Source organism: Candidatus Phyllobacterium onerii (genome assembly GCF_028331445.1).
GTDB classification, from domain to species: Bacteria; Pseudomonadota; Alphaproteobacteria; order Rhizobiales; family Rhizobiaceae; genus Phyllobacterium; species Phyllobacterium onerii.
Map to the genome: position 1 here is coordinate 422534 of NZ_JAQMHX010000005.1, position 16195 is coordinate 438728.

Sequence of the window (16195 nt, forward strand, 5' to 3'; positions counted from 1 at the left end):
TTTGACCAAGGACTTTACGCGTAACGCACAGAAAACTGGTGGGATTGCTGATAACAGCGAAACCGCCAGGGAAGCTACGCGTGCGGTTGTCATCGTGCCAATTTTGCCACAACGCTTCAGTAATAGTGGCAATGGCGAGACCAATCGGTCGCAATTCCAGCATGAGTTCCAGCGCAGCGATGAAGCGAGGCTCGAAGAAGCCGAGGGGCTTGCGCGAGCGATCGACCTCAACATTGTCCATTCGGATATCGTGCAGGTTTCTGCGCCGCGCCCGGCTACATTGCTCGGGACCGGCAAGGTAGCGGCAATTGGCGAGATCATCGAGGCTTCACATGCGGAACTGGTTATAGTCGACCATTCCTTGACGCCCGTACAGCAACGCAATCTCGAAAAAGAATGGAATGCCAAGGTCCTGGACCGGACCGGGCTTATTCTCGAAATCTTCGGCCGCCGCGCCCAAACAAAGGAGGGTGCGCTGCAGGTGGAACTCGCGCACCTGACCTATCAGAAGGGCCGTCTGGTTCGTAGTTGGACCCACTTGGAGCGTCAGCGCGGTGGCGGCGGCTTCCTTGGTGGCCCGGGTGAAACGCAAATCGAGGCCGACAGACGCGCCCTGCAGGAAAAGATCCTGCGCATCAAGCGCGAGCTTGAGACGGTCGTTCGCACGCGTACGCTGCACCGGGCCAAACGCAAGAAGGTGCCGCATCCGGTGGTTGCCCTTGTTGGCTATACCAACGCCGGAAAATCCACGCTGTTCAATCGCCTGACCGGAGCAGGGGTCGTTGCCGAAGACATGCTCTTCGCCACGCTGGATCCGACGCTGCGGCGCATCAAGCTCGAACATGGCGAAACGATCATTCTCTCGGATACGGTTGGTTTCATTTCCAACCTGCCGACCCATCTGGTCGCCGCCTTCCGTGCGACACTGGAAGAGGTGGTCGAGGCGGATCTTATCCTGCATGTACGCGATATTTCCGATCCGGACACTGCAGCACAGGCCGAAGACGTTCATGCAATCATGACGAGCCTCGGCATCGAGCGTGGCGATACGAAGCGCATCATCGAAGTCTGGAACAAGATCGATCTGCTGGATGATGCCGGCCGCGAGACGGCGCAGCGCTTGAGCGCCGCGGCAGTTGGCAACGAACATCCGATCCCGGTCTCGGCGATCACGGGTGAGGGCGTGGACGACCTGCTCAAGGAAATCGAGGACCGGATCGCCGGCAAGCTCACCAAGGTCAAGGTTACTCTACAGCACAACCAGATGCGGCTCATGGACTGGATTTATCAGCACTCCAGCAATGTGAAGCGCAAGGATCTCGATGACGGTTCAATCGCCTTGACGATGGATATGACGGTCAACTCGCAAGCCATGCTCGACGAGAAGATGTTGAGCAGGAACAGCAGGTAAGGCGATTTTTTTCGCCGTCTTGGCTTCCTGCCACAACTTCCATTTCCATAACTGGCTATTTCACATTGCGCCTGGCGAGGTGCAGCCAATGCTGCCCTCACCTGTTGGATGTTGATGGGCGATGCCGGTTTATTTTATGAACTGGATCGTCTTGTCAGCCACCGTTATTGGCACCGGATTGCTGGCAACGACTGTTTCGACCGGCTGTACCACGTCCAGCTGCCAGATGCTCACAAGGGCGGCATTCATTTTATCGAGGATATTGGGGATATCTTTCGTATCGGAACCCGCTGGTGCATCAAAAATTTCGCGTTGGTTGATGGCGATTTGGCTTTCAAGTGGCTGCGAGTCTTCCTTGGTCGCCTTGCTCGGGAATCTATCAATCCAGTCCATCCACTTTCCAAAGATGAGTCTTTTTTGGGTTACTGAGGGCTTCCCAGGCGTCCAGGTGAGTTTCCAGACTTCAACCAACCCAGCCTTTTCGCGCCCTATTCCGTCGTTGTGTATCGCATATTGGATATAGGGCGTATTGTCATAAGTGCTGACAAGTAGATCGATGCCGGCGGAAAGCACAAAGTCCAGCTTGAAATTGCGCTCGTCGATCTGAGAGATGCGATGTTGGTTCTTTTGGACGCTGGCCTCATAATAGTCCATGCAAATATCAATTCCAAACGGCAAGCCATCGATGATATTATTCTGGAACTTTCCCGAGATTAACTTGTCATCAGAATCATATGAGCGACCAACTGAAGAGGTGACATAGCCGATTTTTACTTTAAGGTTATGCTTAACACTTATGATACATTCGTATATCGGGTTTTTCACATGCGCCATCATCGGATGTACCAGGTCAGGACCAAGTGGATTGGGTTTTAACGTGCCCGCCATGGGATCACCACAACTAGAACCGGCTAATTCGTCATAGAAGTCGATATGCGACACCGTCCGTTTGGGCCAGATCATATAGGCGGGCCGTTTCGCACCATCGTTCAGCGGCAAATTATGCGTACACACGACGTGATTGAACGCCTCGTAGATCGTGCCGTCAATTTTCGTGTCATTCGGTTTGCGGGGATCAGCCATTGGTTTCAGCATGGCAATCGTGCCCGGCAACATGACGATATGCCCGTATTTCCATGCCGGAAATTTCTTGATCAATGTCTGGACGTGCTTCGTAACCGTGTTCAGACACAAATCAGCACCGAATTCCAGCTCCTCCTTGGTCCAGAAATCGCCAAAAGGCACATTCCAGTAGAATTCCGGGGCCGTAACAAAGCTTACATCGAATTCTGTTGGCGACCGTTTTTCGAAGGCGGTTATCATGGCGCGATAGAGCAGCGCAAACCGGTTATCCAATGAGCGTTTCAAATAGCTCTCGATCCCTTCGTAAGTCTTCGCCTCACTAGCCACTATGACCGCTCCCGGCGTTCCCGCCGCAACCTCCCGGCGTGCGGAAACCTGCTTGTACGAATGATATTGCAGGCTGTAGATGCCAACTTTCTTCGGTTTGGAAGGCGCAGGGGCCGGAACCTGGATGACGTCACTCTGCTTCACCTGCTGGATGGCCGTTTCACGCGGCTCTTCCTCGATGGGAAGTGGCGCCTGGCCCGGAACCTGGATAATGTTATCCTGCTGCACCTGTTGGACGACCGGTTGGCGCGGCTCTTCCTGGACGGGAAGTAGCGCCTGGCCGGGAACCTGGATAATGTTACCCTGCTGCACCTGTTGGACGACTGGTTGGCGCGGTTCTTCCTCGATGGGAAGTAGCAGGTTCTTGAACGTTTGGTTAGTTCCCTGATCCTGGTCACTGAAAGGCGGGATTTTGAGGTCCAGCTTCTCATATATGACGGTTTCCGTGACTGGAGGCTTCACCGGCGGCGCAACCGGTGGCGTGAATGTCGACGTGTCACTCGATGGGACGCTACTATCGCCATCGCAACCGCCCAGCATAGCCAGCAGCGGCGCCGTGGGCAAATAGGCGCAGGCCTGCAAAATTCTCCGTCGCATCGGGGAGGGCTGATCGGTATCGCGAGCCGGGTTGCGGCCCGTTCCAAAAATGTCTTTCATCTATGTCTCCAGAGCAAAATTGCTGAAATATTGGCCGTAGCGTTTCGTGGTTTAATCGAACCACAAATTTGTCAGAGCAAGGATCGTCGTTGAGCTTTGAAGCGGGGCGTCACCGCCCCACCTTTTGGCTACCTATGGCGCGATGCCCCTTATTTTATGAACTGGATGGTCTTGTCAGCGTTTTTTGTGGCCACGGGATTGCTGGCGACCAGGTCTTCCGCAGGCTTGTCAACATCCAGTGACCAGATTTTGACAGTGCCGGAGTTCATTTCATCCATAATTGTCGGGATGTCTTTTGTGTCCGCATCCTTGGGGGCAACAAACGCATCTGTCTGATCGACGAGGATAACGCCCTTTTCCGGCCTTTCCGCATTCTGCTGATTTTGATTATTGGCATTCTGCTGGTTTTGATTGGCCATATCCTGCTGGTTCTGACTAACGGAATCGAGCGCGGGGATATCAGTGTAGTCCATCGTTCCCAAATCATTCCCGATTCCTTTGGTCCAATTCAATTTCCAGGCTTCCGCCCATCCGCCTATCAAGCTGACTTATGCGGACCGGATCTAGCTGGATGCTTGCGCTGGAATAATCCAGACAAATATCGACGCCAAAGGGCAAATCCTCGACGATCTTGTTGTTGAACCTGTTGGAAAGCAATTTGCCATTCGCATCGAATGACTGTGCGCGGGATGAAGAGACGTGTTCGATCATGATAGGCACCTGCTTTCCTTCGGTTGTTAGCGCACACGTTACGAACGGGTTATCCATACCCAAATGGGCCGGATTCGGCAGTAAGCCGTCCTCGCTATAGCCACAAAAGCCGAAATCTATATGTGACACCATCCGTTTAGGCCAAATCATATAGGCAGGCCGGGGATATTTTGTGTCATCAAGCGGCAGGTTGTGGGTGCAGGTAAGATGATTGGAAGCAAGATAGGTGGTTTCGCCCACGGGGGTACCGTCTTGTTTCACGGCCTCCTTGGTCGGCTTCAGCGTCGCGATGGTGCCGGGCAGCAAGACGATAGTGCCGTACTGGCTTACCGGAAATTTGGCGATCAGCGTTCTGGCATTGCTCGTCACGGTTTTCTGGCACAAATCCGCTGCCGCCTGCAGTTCGTTCCCGTCGAGAAAATCATTGAAAGGCACGTTCCAGTAGAATTCCGGCGCGGTGAAGAAGCTGACATCGAATTCCTTGGGGGGGTGCTTTTGAAAGGCCGTCACCATCGCCCGGTAGAGAAGCGCGAAGCGATTGTCCAGCGCGCGTTTCAGATAGGTCTCGATGTCTTCAATGCTGATAGTATCGGGTAGCGAAATGCTACCAATTCCAAAGGCCGATTCGCCCAGTTTGGCGGCTTCCTCGACCAACGCAGCCTTCGCAGGATTGGTTACCTTGACAGAGCCAGGCGTTCCTTCGGGCACTTCCCGCCGCGTGGATATCTGGGTGAATGAATCATACTCAAGGCAATATATGCCGACTTTCTTGGGCTTGGAGGGTGCGGGCGCTTTGTCCGGCACGTGGGTGACCTCGACGGAGCCAGTTGTCAGCGTGTCCAGTTTCTTCTCCGGTAATTTCACCGGATCAGTTGTGCTGAAGGGCGGAATTCTAAGGTTCAGGCGCCTGGTTATCTCTGCTTCAATCGTCTGTTCTTGTCCGGGCGTAAATGTGGATGTGTCGCCAACCAGCGCGCTGCTGTTGTCATCGCACCCGCCCAGCATCGCCAGCAGCGGCGCTGTCGGCAAATAGGCGCAGGCCTTCAAAATTCTCCGTCGCATCGGGGAGGGCTGATCGGCATCACGAGCCGGCTTGCGGCCCGTTTCAAAAATGTCTTTCATCTATGTCTCCAGAGCAAATTTGCTGAAATATTGGTCTTAGCGTTTCGTGGTTTAATCGAACCACACGCTTTCAGAGCAATTAACGTGCCAAGTGAACATACTGGGCCCGAATTTTGCTTCGCTCGAGCCGATTCGCAAATTCAAGCCAAGACGGGCCATTTGGACGCGTTAAATTCACGCTACCCGGCCAAAATCACCAAGCAACAGTTGTGATGGGATGCAGCGAATGCCCAATGTTTATTCGGCATTTCGAAAATGCCTAACAATGATGCATGAGAACGGCGCTATTTCGCCGTCTTGGCTTCCTGCCACAGCGCTTCCATCTCCTCTAGCGTCGCCGCGTCGAGAGACTGTTGCTGTTCGGCCAGTTTGCGTTCGATGTAATGGAAGCGTTTGCGGAATTTCTCGTTGGTGCCGCGCAGAGCGCTTTCAGGCTCGAGTTTGAGGTGGCGGCCGAGATTGACGAGGGCAAAGAGCAGGTCGCCATATTCTTCTTCGGTATCTTGTCGATCGCCGCTGGCGATTGCTTCCTTCAGTTCGCCGATCTCTTCCTCGATCTTGTCAAGGATTGGCGCAGCCTCTGACCAGTCGAAACCGACTTTCGCGGCTTTCTGCTGCAGTTTCAAAGCCCGCATCAGCGCGGGGAAGCCATGGGGAATATCGTCGAGAAAACCATCGGCTTCGGCCAGACCTGGATTGAGCGCGGCACGGCGTTCGCGGCGCTCGGCTTTTTCCTCGGCCTTGATCTTGTCCCACATGCCTTTGGCCATACCTGCGCCGCGCGCGGCTTCTTCGCCGAATACGTGTGGATGACGACGGATCATCTTATGGGTGATGGCCTGAACCACATCGCCAAAATCGAACGCCTTGAGCTCCTCGGCCATGCGTGCATGGAAAACAACCTGCAGCAGCAGATCGCCCAGTTCCTCACGCAGATCGTCGATGTCATTGCGCTCGATCGCGTCGATGACTTCAAATGCCTCCTCGAGCGTATACGGCGCGATGGATTTGAAATCCTGCTCCAGATCCCAGGGGCAGCCCGTTACGGGCGTGCGCAAAGCAGCCATGATATCGAGCAAGCGGGTTATCTCGCGTGATGGTTTCATGAACGTAGAATAGGCCAAGTCATTGGCGGCGAACATGACGAAGCGCTGCCGTCGATTGCTTGTCCACAACGTGCACGCCATGGGGTAGCGCTCTACAACGATCTTGGCGGAACATAGAGGCAGATCGATCGCCTTGCCTTGGGATCGGCGCCGACGGTACAGCGATGGAAAAACTGATCCTTCGACGGTTTGATACGGCTATCACCGTAGGCGATCAGTTCCCCGGTAGTGATAACACGGTAGCCATTTGGCGTTTCCAGGATGGCACCATCCTTCTCTTGCCAACAGTCGGTCATGCTGCAACATTCGGCACCATACGCCCAGCCAAGCGGAGCGTCGTGAGCGAACGCGGGAGCTGCGAAGAGCAGGGCAATGATTAGCACCTTGCGTATGGCTGACACCCTCCCGCTCTTGTAGCTTAACGGATTCACGCCGCCTGTAGCGATGACACATACTACACCAATCCGGATAATCCGCTGCTGATCGACTTCGGCGTCACGAACCGTTCGAGTTGACCGGTGCTTTCAGCTATGACGTTCCAATTTCTGGCACCGAGGTCGATCACTACCAGCGCCGCAGTTGGGTATTTTTGTTGCAATCGGGATAGATTTTTCTGACTTCCCGTTCTGATCAGTTTGAGAGCAAGCTCATGGAGTCCGGGATTATGTCCGACGACCAGCAACGCCTTAACGTCAGGTCTCGTTTGGTGGATGATGTCAAGGATCGCTTTGGCGGAAGCATCGAAGAGGCGCGGCTCGTCGATCTGCATTATGTCCTTCGGGAAAACAGCTCGGATAAGTTCCCATGTTTCCATGGTGCGTCGGGCTGTCGATATCATGGCAAGGTCGGGTAGAAGACCTTGCTCCACCATGTAAGCGCCCATCAACGGGCACGCCCGACGGCCGCGTTCCGCAAGAGGGCGCGCATGGTCGTCAACGTTGTCGGGCCTGTCCGACTTGGCATGACGAAGAAGCATTAGCCTGCGCATCATCAGTCTTACCGTACTGGTTGAGATCGCGACTATCGGCCCAAATAGGAAACGCTAGACTCATCTACCAATTTGGGTCCTACGGGATAGTATAGAATTGAGATGGGAAGGAAATAAGAAAGGCGTTTTACAGGATGATCGCGGTGGATCGTGGTAAGGAGAAGCGAGCCAGCATCAAAGATGTCGATGTTGTTTCTCCACCGGCTCCGGTCGAAGTCGAATTGAAGCTGCGTGCCTCTCCAGGTTCGCTCGACCAGATTCGAACATCCCCTGTTATTCTGCAAGATTCCCGGAACAAGGGTACGATACGCCGGTTGGAAACAACGTATTACGATACGGCTGACCATAAGTTGTTTGGTGCCGGCATTTCCCTGCGAGTTCGGCGCAGCGGCAAGTACCTGGTGCAAACCATCAAGCGAGTATCCGTGGATGATCCACTGACACGCAATGAATGGGAGGCGCCGGTCGAGACACTGACCCCCGATCTCGGTGCGCTGCCAGTGTCGGAAATCGATGGGATTTTCGACAAAATCGCTGTCGATCAATTTGTGCCGATCTTTGTCACCAAAGTGCGCCGGCATCGGGTGACTGTGGATGTATCTGAGGGACAGATCGAGGTCGCGTTTGACGATGGCGTGATAGAAGCCGGATCGCAACAGGAGCCGCTATGCGAGGTCGAACTTGAACTGAAACAGGGCAGGGCAGCGGCACTCTACCAACTCGGCCTTGGTCTGATGGATATCTCGCCGCTGTGCCTTGAAACACAGAGCAAATCCGCGCGTGGCTATGCGCTCGCTCTTGGTATTGATTCAGTGGCTGTGAAGGCGTCCTCGTCTAATCTCGGCTGCCAAAATACCGTGGATGAAGGCATCGCCAAACTCCTGTCGAACTGCCAACAACAGATACAGGCGAATCTGTCTCCGGCAGAAAACGGCGGCGAAGGCGTCCATCAGTTGCGTGTGGCGTTACGACGTCTGCGAACGGCCTTGTATTTTTTGCGGCGCGAGTTTGAGACGCCATCACTGCTGGCGCTCGATGGCGAAGCGAGGCGGTTTGCACGAACGTTGGGACCAGCACGCAACTGGGATGTTTTTATCGACTCAACGCTCGCCGATATCGAGAAGAGCAATCTGCCGGACATCGACTTCTCCAGCTTGCGCGCCGCGAGCGTGCCCTTCCGGAATGAGGGTTATGGCATTGTGCGCGATAACATCGCTGACTCGCAAACCAACCGTTTTCTTTTGTCACTGGGGCTCGTTATTCAGCGGAAAAGCTGGCGAAACGAGGTTGCCAGCGAGGATCTGCGGACACTTGCCGAGCCACTTACGAAATTTGCGTCCAAAGTTCTCACCCGTATCGAGCGAAAGGCACTCAAGAGCGGGCGGCATTTTCGCCATCTTCGGCCCGAAGCGCGGCACAGGCTGCGACTGACCTTGAAGAAACTGCGCTATGCTACAGAGTTCTTCTTGCCACTTTATGTAGACCGGGGACCGACAGGAAAATATCTCAAGCAGCTGTCCCGACTGCAGGATGTTCTGGGCGAAGCCAATGATATCAGAACTTCGCGGACCCTTCTGTCGAATATCCAGGAACGTGCGGAAAGTCCCGACCTGCATCGTGCCATTGGCGCCGTGGTCGGCTGGCAGGGACATCTCGAAATGACGAGCGCCAGCCGGATGAACAACAGGTGGGGCAAGTTCAAACGAACCCCACAATTCTGGTAAGCCCAGCGAACTAAAAGATTGATATCTAATTATTCGTATGCTAATTATTTCTATATGAACGAGATTGATAATCTTCGTAGAGCGTTTACAGCGAGCCTGCTTCAGACAGGGCGGCAATGGCGGCGCATTACAGATCAGGCGCTTGTGGCTTCAAATATCTCTGAAGCCACGGCGGCGCCCCTGATCTGGATTGGGCGGCTAGGCGGCGGCGTGCGGCAGATTACCCTTGCATCATATGTTGGAATTGAGGGGCCGTCATTGGTCCGTCTGCTCGATCAGCTTGAGGCGGCGGAACTTGTTATCCGGAAAGAAGATAGTAGCGATCGCCGCGCCAAGACGCTTTGGCTTACCGAAAAGGGTAAGCAGTTCACAGCAGAACTTGAGGATATCCTCGTTGGTTTGCGCGCCCAGATCCTTGCTGATGTCAGCAAGGAAGACCTTGAAGCCGCGTTGCGAGTACTTGATGCATTTGATCGCGCCAGCAATTCAACCACGATAGGGCCTCCGGCGAGCGAGGCGGAGCTGACACCGTGACTTTTCCGTCCTGGCGGGAGTGGGTATTTTCGGCCAAAGCTTTTCTCGCATCAATGATGGCCCTCTATATCGCGCTGTGGTTCGATTTGCCTCGACCATACTGGGCCATGGCGGCTGTTTACGTGGTTGCAAATCCGCTTGCAGGCGCGACGAGTTCCAAAGGTCTTTATCGCGCACTTGGCACGATTATCGGGGCGAGCGCCGCGGTGTTTTTTGTGCCGCTCTTTGTTAATGCTCCAGAACTCTTATCGCTTGTCGTCGCGTTGTGGACCGGTTGTCTACTGTACATATCCATGCTCGACCGAACGCCGCGCAGTTATGTTTTCATGCTGGCAGGTTATTCACTACCGCTCATTGCGCTTCCAACAGTAATGACGCCGGAATTGATCTTCGATACAGCGCTTGCGCGAACTGAGGAGATCATTATCGGCATTACCTGCGCGACTGTCGTGGGCTTGCTTGTATTTCCCAGCAGCGTTGGAACACTTCTCGGCGCCAGAATTTCTGCATGGCTCGATGATGCCGCGGACTGGGCGGACGAGATATTGCGCGGGGAGGGTGCTGTTCCGGCTACGCCAGCACGACGTCAGAAGTTGGCATCGGATATAGCCGGACTTGATCTCGTTATTAGCCAGCTGACCTATGATGCGGGCACCCGCGACGTTGCCCGGCATGCGAAAGAACTGCGTGGACGCCTCATGATGCTTCTGCCTCTGCTTTCGTCGTTGGCGGACAGGCTCCATGCCCTTAAGGCTGATGGCCGGCAATTGACTCCGGAACTCGGCGCGCTTCTTTGCGAGGTCGCCGGTTGGTTGACATCCGGAACATCAGCGTCAGAGAAAAGTCCGGATCATTTTGCGGCACAGATCAAACGGCTGGAATCGTCCGATGAGTCTGCGGAGTGGGGAAGGCTGATACTTTCGAGTGCACTTGCCCGATTGTTGGAAATTGTTAACCTCTGGCACGATTGCCTGACCCTTCGTGAAGAAATAGCCAAGGGTCAGTATTCCGGACGGTGGCGCCCAGCCTTCCGCCATCGCCAGGTCGTTGGACGTAACCGCTACTACGACTACGCCATGATGTTCTTTTCGTCGGGTTCCGTCGTCGCAGCAACCCTTGTTGCTGGTCTGATCTGGATACAGATTGGATGGCAGAGCGGAGCAAGCTTCGTGATGATGACGGCTGTTGCCTGTTCATTCTTTGCTGCCATGGACAGGCCGGCACCTTTCATATCAGCAATGTTCATGTGGTGCGGTGTCAGTCTCGTGGCATCCTTCGTCTATCTGTTTGCGATCCTTCCGGCGATCAGTGGTTACGAAATGCTTGTGCTGGTCTTTGCACCAGCATTCCTCTTCATCGGGACGCTGATCCCGCGACCACATTTCAATATGCTCGCAATGCTCCTCACGGTGAACACCGCTTCCTTCGTCGCAATGCAGAACCGCCTCAGCGCTGATTTTATTACATTTGCCAGTGAAGGGATTGCTGCGATGGCCGGCATCGGTTTCGCTCTGGTCTGGACGCAACTTGCAAGGCCGTTTGGTGCCGAGATTGCTGCCCGTCGCCTGGTCCGTGCTGGCTGGTCTGATCTCGCTGAAACTGCCGCCGGATTGAAGCGAAGCGACTATGAAAAGCTCTCTGGGCGAATGCTGGACCGGATGGGGCAGCTCATACCAAGGTTGGCATCCCTGGACGATCGCTACCTGTCGGATATCGATGGCTTTGCAGAAGTGCGCATGGGCTTCAACATCCTCGCAATCCAGCGGGAGCGTAAACATTTGACCGGGGAGGAACAATCCCAAGTGAACGCAGTCCTTTCAGGGATTGCCGAGTTGTTCCGGCAGCGCGTGGCACGACGTGAGGCAGTGAGGCCGAGTGCAAAGTTGCAGGAGCAATTGGATAGCGCTCTCGTGTTCTCCAGCTTTCAAGAGAATGTTCGTGGACGCAAGGTATTGGACGCGCTCGTCGGCCTACGACGGGCATTATTTCCCTATGCGGCTGCGCCGTCCGCTCCTCCAGGCGCCGATATGAGACCATCCGCACGAGAAATGCTGATGGCCGCGGAGTAAAAACAGAATGTTAGCTGAGCTTGATATCTATGGCGTTTACGTACCCGGACTTCTCGGATTGATGCTTGTTACGCTTCTGTTCAACGTGGTTTTGCGCCGGGCGCTTTCATGGATCGGCCTTTATGCAATCGTCTGGCATCGGGGGTTGTTCGATGTTGCACTTTACGTCGTCACACTCGGCGCCATCACTTTCCTGACCCAACGGTTATTGTCATGAATCAAAATTTGAAAACTGCAGGGCGCGTGCTCGTCACCCTGTCCTTGGTTGTTTGCGCCCTGTTCGTCGGCCGCGAGCTTTGGAATCATTATATGAATGACCCTTGGACGCGTGACGCGCGTGTCCGCGCCGACATTGTTGCGGTTGCACCAGACGTATCAGGGCTGGTGAGTGAAGTGCTTGTTAAAGACAATGACATCGTCAAGAAAGGCGACGTGTTGTTCAAGGTAGACGAGAAGCGTTTCCAGATTGCCGAAGAGCAGGCAGAAGCTGCAGTTGCAGGGGCCAAGGCGACGTTGGACCAAGCGACGCGTGACCGCAAGCGTCGCGAACAACTCGGCGGGGTGATATCGCAGCAACAGAAGGAAGAAGCCCAGGCCGCTGAAGCGCAAGCTCAAGCGAGTTTTCTCCAAGCGTCAGCTAATCTCGATCTTGCCCGCCTCAACAGGGAACGGTCGCAGGTGAGGGCGCCCGTCAACGGCACCATCAGCAATCTTTCCCTTCGCCCGGGCAATTATGTCACGACAGGAAGTGCCGAAATCGCGCTCGTCGATACGGATTCACTCCGCGTGGAGGGCTATTTCGAAGAAACGAAGCTCTCGCGCATTCACATTGGCGATCCGGTGAGGGTCAAACTGATGGGACGGCCTGGTACCATCGAAGGTCATGTCGATAGCATCGCGGCAGGGATCGAAGATCGCGAACGAACGGCAGGTTCCGGCCTTCTTGCCAACATCAATCCAACTTTCACATGGGTTCGTCTCGCTCAGCGTATTCCGGTCAGGATAGCGCTCAACGACCTACCTGAAAACACTCAATTGGTGGCAGGTATGACTGCGACCGTTGCGGTAACACCTTGACTTGGACTTGGAGAGGAAATGACGATGGAAAAACGCTCACGACCTGTGCTCTGGCTTCTGCTCATTCCGTATATCGGATTGCTTTGGGTGCCATTCTATAATTTCCACGACCCGGAGCTTTTCGGATTTCCGTTTTTCTATTGGTACCAGCTTGCCTGGGTGCCGATCACCGCATTTTTGACCTGGATTGCGTACCGGAGCACGCGCCATGACGACTAATATTGATCCTGTCGCGCTGTCCGTATTCATTTTCTTCTTCGCCCTCGTCACAGTCCTCGGTTTTGTTGCGTCGCGCTGGCGCGCTCCGAAAAACATGGGACATCTGGACGAATGGGGGCTAGGGGGCCGCAACTTCGGAACCTGGATCACCTGGTTCCTCGTTGGCGGTGACTTCTACACGGCTTACACCGTTATCGCCGTTCCGGCGCTTGTCTACGCAGTCGGTGCCTATGGCTTCTTTGCGTTACCCTACACAATCATCGTCTATCCATTCGTATTCATGGTGATGCCCATCCTTTGGAAGCGCGCCAAGGACAACGGTTATGTTACTGCCGGTGATGTGGTTTACGGGCAATATGGATCACGTGCCCTGGAACTGGCCGTTGCTCTTACCGGTGTCATAGCCACGATGCCTTATATCGCCCTGCAGCTTGTCGGCATGGCGGCGGTTCTGCAAGCGTTAGGTCTGACCGGGGAACTGCCCTTGGCCGTCGCGTTCATTATTCTGGCCCTTTACACCTATTCGGCGGGCCTGCGCGCACCTGCGCTGATCGCTTTCGTCAAGGACATCATGATCTATATCGCGGTGTTCGCTGCGGTTGCCCTGATACCGTCCAAGCTCGGAGGCTATGCCAATGTGTTCGCTTCGGCGGATGCGGCTTTCAAGGCCAAAGGTTCGGGAAGTCTGCTTCTTGATGGAAGCCAATACGTCGCCTACGCAACCTTGGCGCTCGGCTCGGCGCTTGCGGCCTTCATGTATCCGCATACTCTGACAGGCATCTTCGCATCGAACAGCAGCAACACGATCCGCAAAAATGCTGCACTCTTGCCCGCATACACTCTGCTGCTCGGACTTCTTGCACTGCTTGGCTATATGGGGCACGCAGCACATCTAAACGTGTCGAGCCCGAACCAGGTTGTGCCAGCACTTTTCCAGACATTGTTTCCAAGCTGGTTTGCGGGCTTTGCTTTTGCCGCTATTGCAATCGGTGCTCTCGTTCCGGCCGCCGTCATGAGCATTGGCGCTTCCAATCTATTTACCCGGAACTTCTGGAAGGCCTACGTCAATCCGGCGGTCACACACGAAGGTGAGGCGAAGGTCGCCAAGGTAACATCGCTGGTCGTCAAGATCGGCGCGTTGATGGTCATCGCTTTCCTTCCGACACAGTTCGCGCTCGATCTGCAGCTTCTCGGCGGAATATGGATACTCCAAACCCTTCCGGCACTGGTATTCGGCCTCTATTCGAATTGGTTCCGCGCACCCGGGCTACTTGCTGGCTGGTTCGTGGGCTTCTTCGGTGGCACGTATCTTGTCTGGATCAACGGTCTAAAGCCGTTACAGCTAATCAGCCTCGGAGGTGCGCCGTTCACGGTCTATATCGGGCTCTTGGCACTTATAGCCAACATTGCGGTTGCAGCCGCGCTCAGTAGCTTCAAGACGAAGGTGGAGGTTGCGGCCTAAACAAAGGGATATGCGCAAGCCTGGGCTTGCATTGCAAGAAACTCGAACGGTGTCGTTCGAGTTTCTCCGCCTAAGAGTGCGGCGAGGTGGCGCGGCCATCACTTGGGCGACGCACTTCAAAAATGGAGCACATTCTTCTGTAGATTCCATCTGAAGCGCGACTTGCGATATCTGAAAGCTAGCCTGCCCGCCGTGTCTGTGCGAGCAGTTTTTGCCGGAAGACTTCTGCTGGCGTTTTATAGCCAAGGCATTTGCGTGGTGTTGCATTCAGTCTGTTGCAGATTTCCGTTAGATCACGGTCGCTGAGAGACAGAGGATCAACCTCTCTCGACAGCCATTTCCTGGCCCGTCTGTTGGTGTTTTCGACGGTGCCTTTTTGCCGGGGCGACTGCGGATCACAGAACCATGTTTGCGTTCCGATGCCTGCCTGCAGGTAAGGCCAATCGGTGAACTCGGTGCCACGATCGAGGGTGATCGAACGGCGGGCGAGATGGGGCAGGGATTGCAGCGCCTGGATCAGCCCATATCTATCGCAAGTCGCACTTCATCCTTGAACCCACCCCCATGGGTCCCAATGTTGCAACCAAGTAGAAATGTCGCGTGTTCTGCAAAGTAGAAATGTCATCCTGACAGGCGCCGAGGCGCGTCACCGGGCAGGGCGGAGACCTCACTATCGCAGCCCGGAGCGGCGGCGTTTGATGGAGCGCCAGAGGCCCGTTCAGCGGCTCGTCGCTCGACCATTTGATCGACCCAGCCCTTTCGTCCGGGCGGTTTGCGTCCACGTTTTTGATAGCCGATAACCTCGCTGTTGGTCTTCACTCTTGGCGGCGGCAGCTGATCCTGCCGTTCCCTGATGAAGGCCAGCACATCGCTCAGCCGCTTGCTTTCGGTAATGGCCGCATGGGTCACGCGCTGCTCCTTGTCGAAGATCGTGTGGGGCAGGGTCATTCCTTTCCAGCGGACGTCGAAACGGCCGTCGGCAAAGGCATAGACGTCGACATATTTGCCGACGAGCCCACGGCTGACCCCATTCGCCTCCAGGATCACCCGCTGCCGCTCGTAGGAAAAAGCCAGTTGCCGTCCGACATAACGCTGTTCACGTTTGCACAGCACATCGCGCAGCCGGTGAACGTCGATGTTCAGGGGACGATGCAGATCGTCGGCTCGGGCAGGTGATGTGGCAAATCTGGCATTGTAGCGCTCGGTAAAACCGTCAAGAAACCGGTTGCCGGCCGCCATGTCCGAGATCCCCGCCAGCCGCAGCTCCTTAACCAAACGGTCCTGCAGCGTGCGGTTCGCCCGTTCGACCCGGCCTTTGGCCTGGCTCGAATTGGCGCAGAGAATCTCGATGCTGAGTTCAGACAGCGCCCGGCCGAATTGCGTCATGCCCTGACCACCCTCTGGATCTTTCTTCGCCACCCGGAACACCGAATGCTTGTCGGAATAAAACGCGACAGGCCGGCCATGACGGGTCAAATACTGTTCGAGTGCATCGAAATAGCTGAACGCGCTTTCCGAGGCGACGAACAGCAATTGCTGCAGGCGGCTGGTGGCATCGTCGATGAACACCAGCAGCGTGCACGGCGGACCGCGGTCCTCGAACCAGCGATGCTCGCTGCCGTCGATCTGGATCAGCTCGCCATAACACTCGCGCCGCAGCCGCGGCGGATGGAACTGCAGACGACGCTTCTTGCGTGATGACCAG

General features: G+C 55.2%; 15 protein-coding genes and 1 pseudogene. 8 read left to right on the forward strand and 8 right to left on the reverse strand.

Going from position 1 to position 16195, the window contains the following annotated elements:
* Position 1 precedes the first annotated feature (1 nt).
* Positions 2-1411: a GTPase HflX gene (gene hflX / locus PHA01_RS14640; protein WP_417020967.1), complete on the forward strand. Its 1410-nt coding sequence runs from the start codon at positions 2-4 to the stop codon at positions 1409-1411.
* Between the two features lie 129 nt (positions 1412-1540).
* Here hflX and PHA01_RS14645 read toward each other — a convergent pair whose 3' ends face one another.
* The 6 genes from PHA01_RS14645 to PHA01_RS29275 form a co-directional block, all read right to left on the reverse strand.
* Positions 1541-3478 (reverse strand): hypothetical protein, encoded by a 1938-nt coding sequence (locus PHA01_RS14645; protein ID WP_271896621.1) that lies wholly within the window; start codon positions 3476-3478, stop codon positions 1541-1543.
* A 149-nt stretch (positions 3479-3627) separates the two neighbouring features.
* Positions 3628-3951, reverse strand: coding sequence for a hypothetical protein (locus tag PHA01_RS14650; RefSeq protein ID WP_271896623.1), 324 nt, complete (start codon positions 3949-3951; stop codon positions 3628-3630).
* A gap of 10 nt (positions 3952-3961) precedes the next feature.
* A complete protein-coding gene (locus PHA01_RS14655) occupies positions 3962-5311 on the reverse strand; it encodes a hypothetical protein (protein ID WP_271896624.1) in 1350 nt (449 codons plus the stop codon).
* Between the two features lie 284 nt (positions 5312-5595).
* Positions 5596-6417 (reverse strand): nucleoside triphosphate pyrophosphohydrolase, encoded by an 822-nt coding sequence (gene mazG / locus PHA01_RS14660; protein ID WP_271896690.1) that lies wholly within the window; start codon positions 6415-6417, stop codon positions 5596-5598.
* A 92-nt stretch (positions 6418-6509) separates the two neighbouring features.
* Entirely contained in the window at positions 6510-6713 is a 204-nt protein-coding gene (locus PHA01_RS14665; protein WP_271896626.1) for a hypothetical protein, read from the reverse strand.
* Between the two features lie 158 nt (positions 6714-6871).
* A complete protein-coding gene (locus tag PHA01_RS29275) occupies positions 6872-7186 on the reverse strand; it encodes a SixA phosphatase family protein (RefSeq protein WP_334312023.1) in 315 nt (104 codons plus the stop codon).
* A gap of 362 nt (positions 7187-7548) precedes the next feature.
* Between PHA01_RS29275 and PHA01_RS14675 the strand changes: the two genes are divergently transcribed.
* The 7 genes from PHA01_RS14675 to mctP are packed head-to-tail and all read left to right on the forward strand — an operon-like array spanning position 7549 to position 14490.
* Complete coding sequence (locus PHA01_RS14675) at positions 7549-9129, forward strand: CYTH and CHAD domain-containing protein (RefSeq protein WP_271896628.1); 1581 nt, start codon at positions 7549-7551, stop codon at positions 9127-9129.
* Positions 9130-9183: 54 nt separating this feature from the next.
* Complete coding sequence (locus PHA01_RS14680) at positions 9184-9663, forward strand: MarR family winged helix-turn-helix transcriptional regulator (RefSeq protein WP_271896630.1); 480 nt, start codon at positions 9184-9186, stop codon at positions 9661-9663.
* A complete protein-coding gene (locus PHA01_RS14685; RefSeq protein ID WP_271896632.1) occupies positions 9660-11732 on the forward strand; it encodes an FUSC family protein in 2073 nt (690 codons plus the stop codon). The genes PHA01_RS14680 and PHA01_RS14685 overlap by 4 nt, the downstream gene beginning before the upstream one ends.
* A gap of 7 nt (positions 11733-11739) precedes the next feature.
* Entirely contained in the window at positions 11740-11949 is a 210-nt protein-coding gene (locus PHA01_RS14690; RefSeq protein WP_271896634.1) for a DUF1656 domain-containing protein, read from the forward strand.
* Complete coding sequence (locus tag PHA01_RS14695) at positions 11946-12809, forward strand: efflux RND transporter periplasmic adaptor subunit (RefSeq protein ID WP_271896636.1); 864 nt, start codon at positions 11946-11948, stop codon at positions 12807-12809. The genes PHA01_RS14690 and PHA01_RS14695 overlap by 4 nt, the downstream gene beginning before the upstream one ends.
* A 24-nt stretch (positions 12810-12833) precedes the next feature.
* Positions 12834-13028 (forward strand): DUF3311 domain-containing protein, encoded by a 195-nt coding sequence (locus PHA01_RS14700; RefSeq protein ID WP_271896638.1) that lies wholly within the window; start codon positions 12834-12836, stop codon positions 13026-13028.
* Positions 13018-14490, forward strand: coding sequence for a monocarboxylate uptake permease MctP (gene mctP / locus PHA01_RS14705; RefSeq protein ID WP_271896640.1), 1473 nt, complete (start codon positions 13018-13020; stop codon positions 14488-14490). The genes PHA01_RS14700 and mctP overlap by 11 nt, the downstream gene beginning before the upstream one ends.
* A gap of 178 nt (positions 14491-14668) precedes the next feature.
* On the opposite strand, the pseudogene PHA01_RS14710 reads toward mctP, so the two are convergent.
* Together PHA01_RS14710 and PHA01_RS14715 are read right to left on the reverse strand one after the other, a co-directional pair.
* Positions 14669-15010, reverse strand: a pseudogene (locus PHA01_RS14710) (IS30 family transposase); the annotation flags it as partial.
* Positions 15011-15111: 101 nt separating this feature from the next.
* On the reverse strand, positions 15112-16195 hold a 1084-nt coding region (locus PHA01_RS14715; protein WP_271896642.1), incomplete at its 5' end, for an ISNCY family transposase.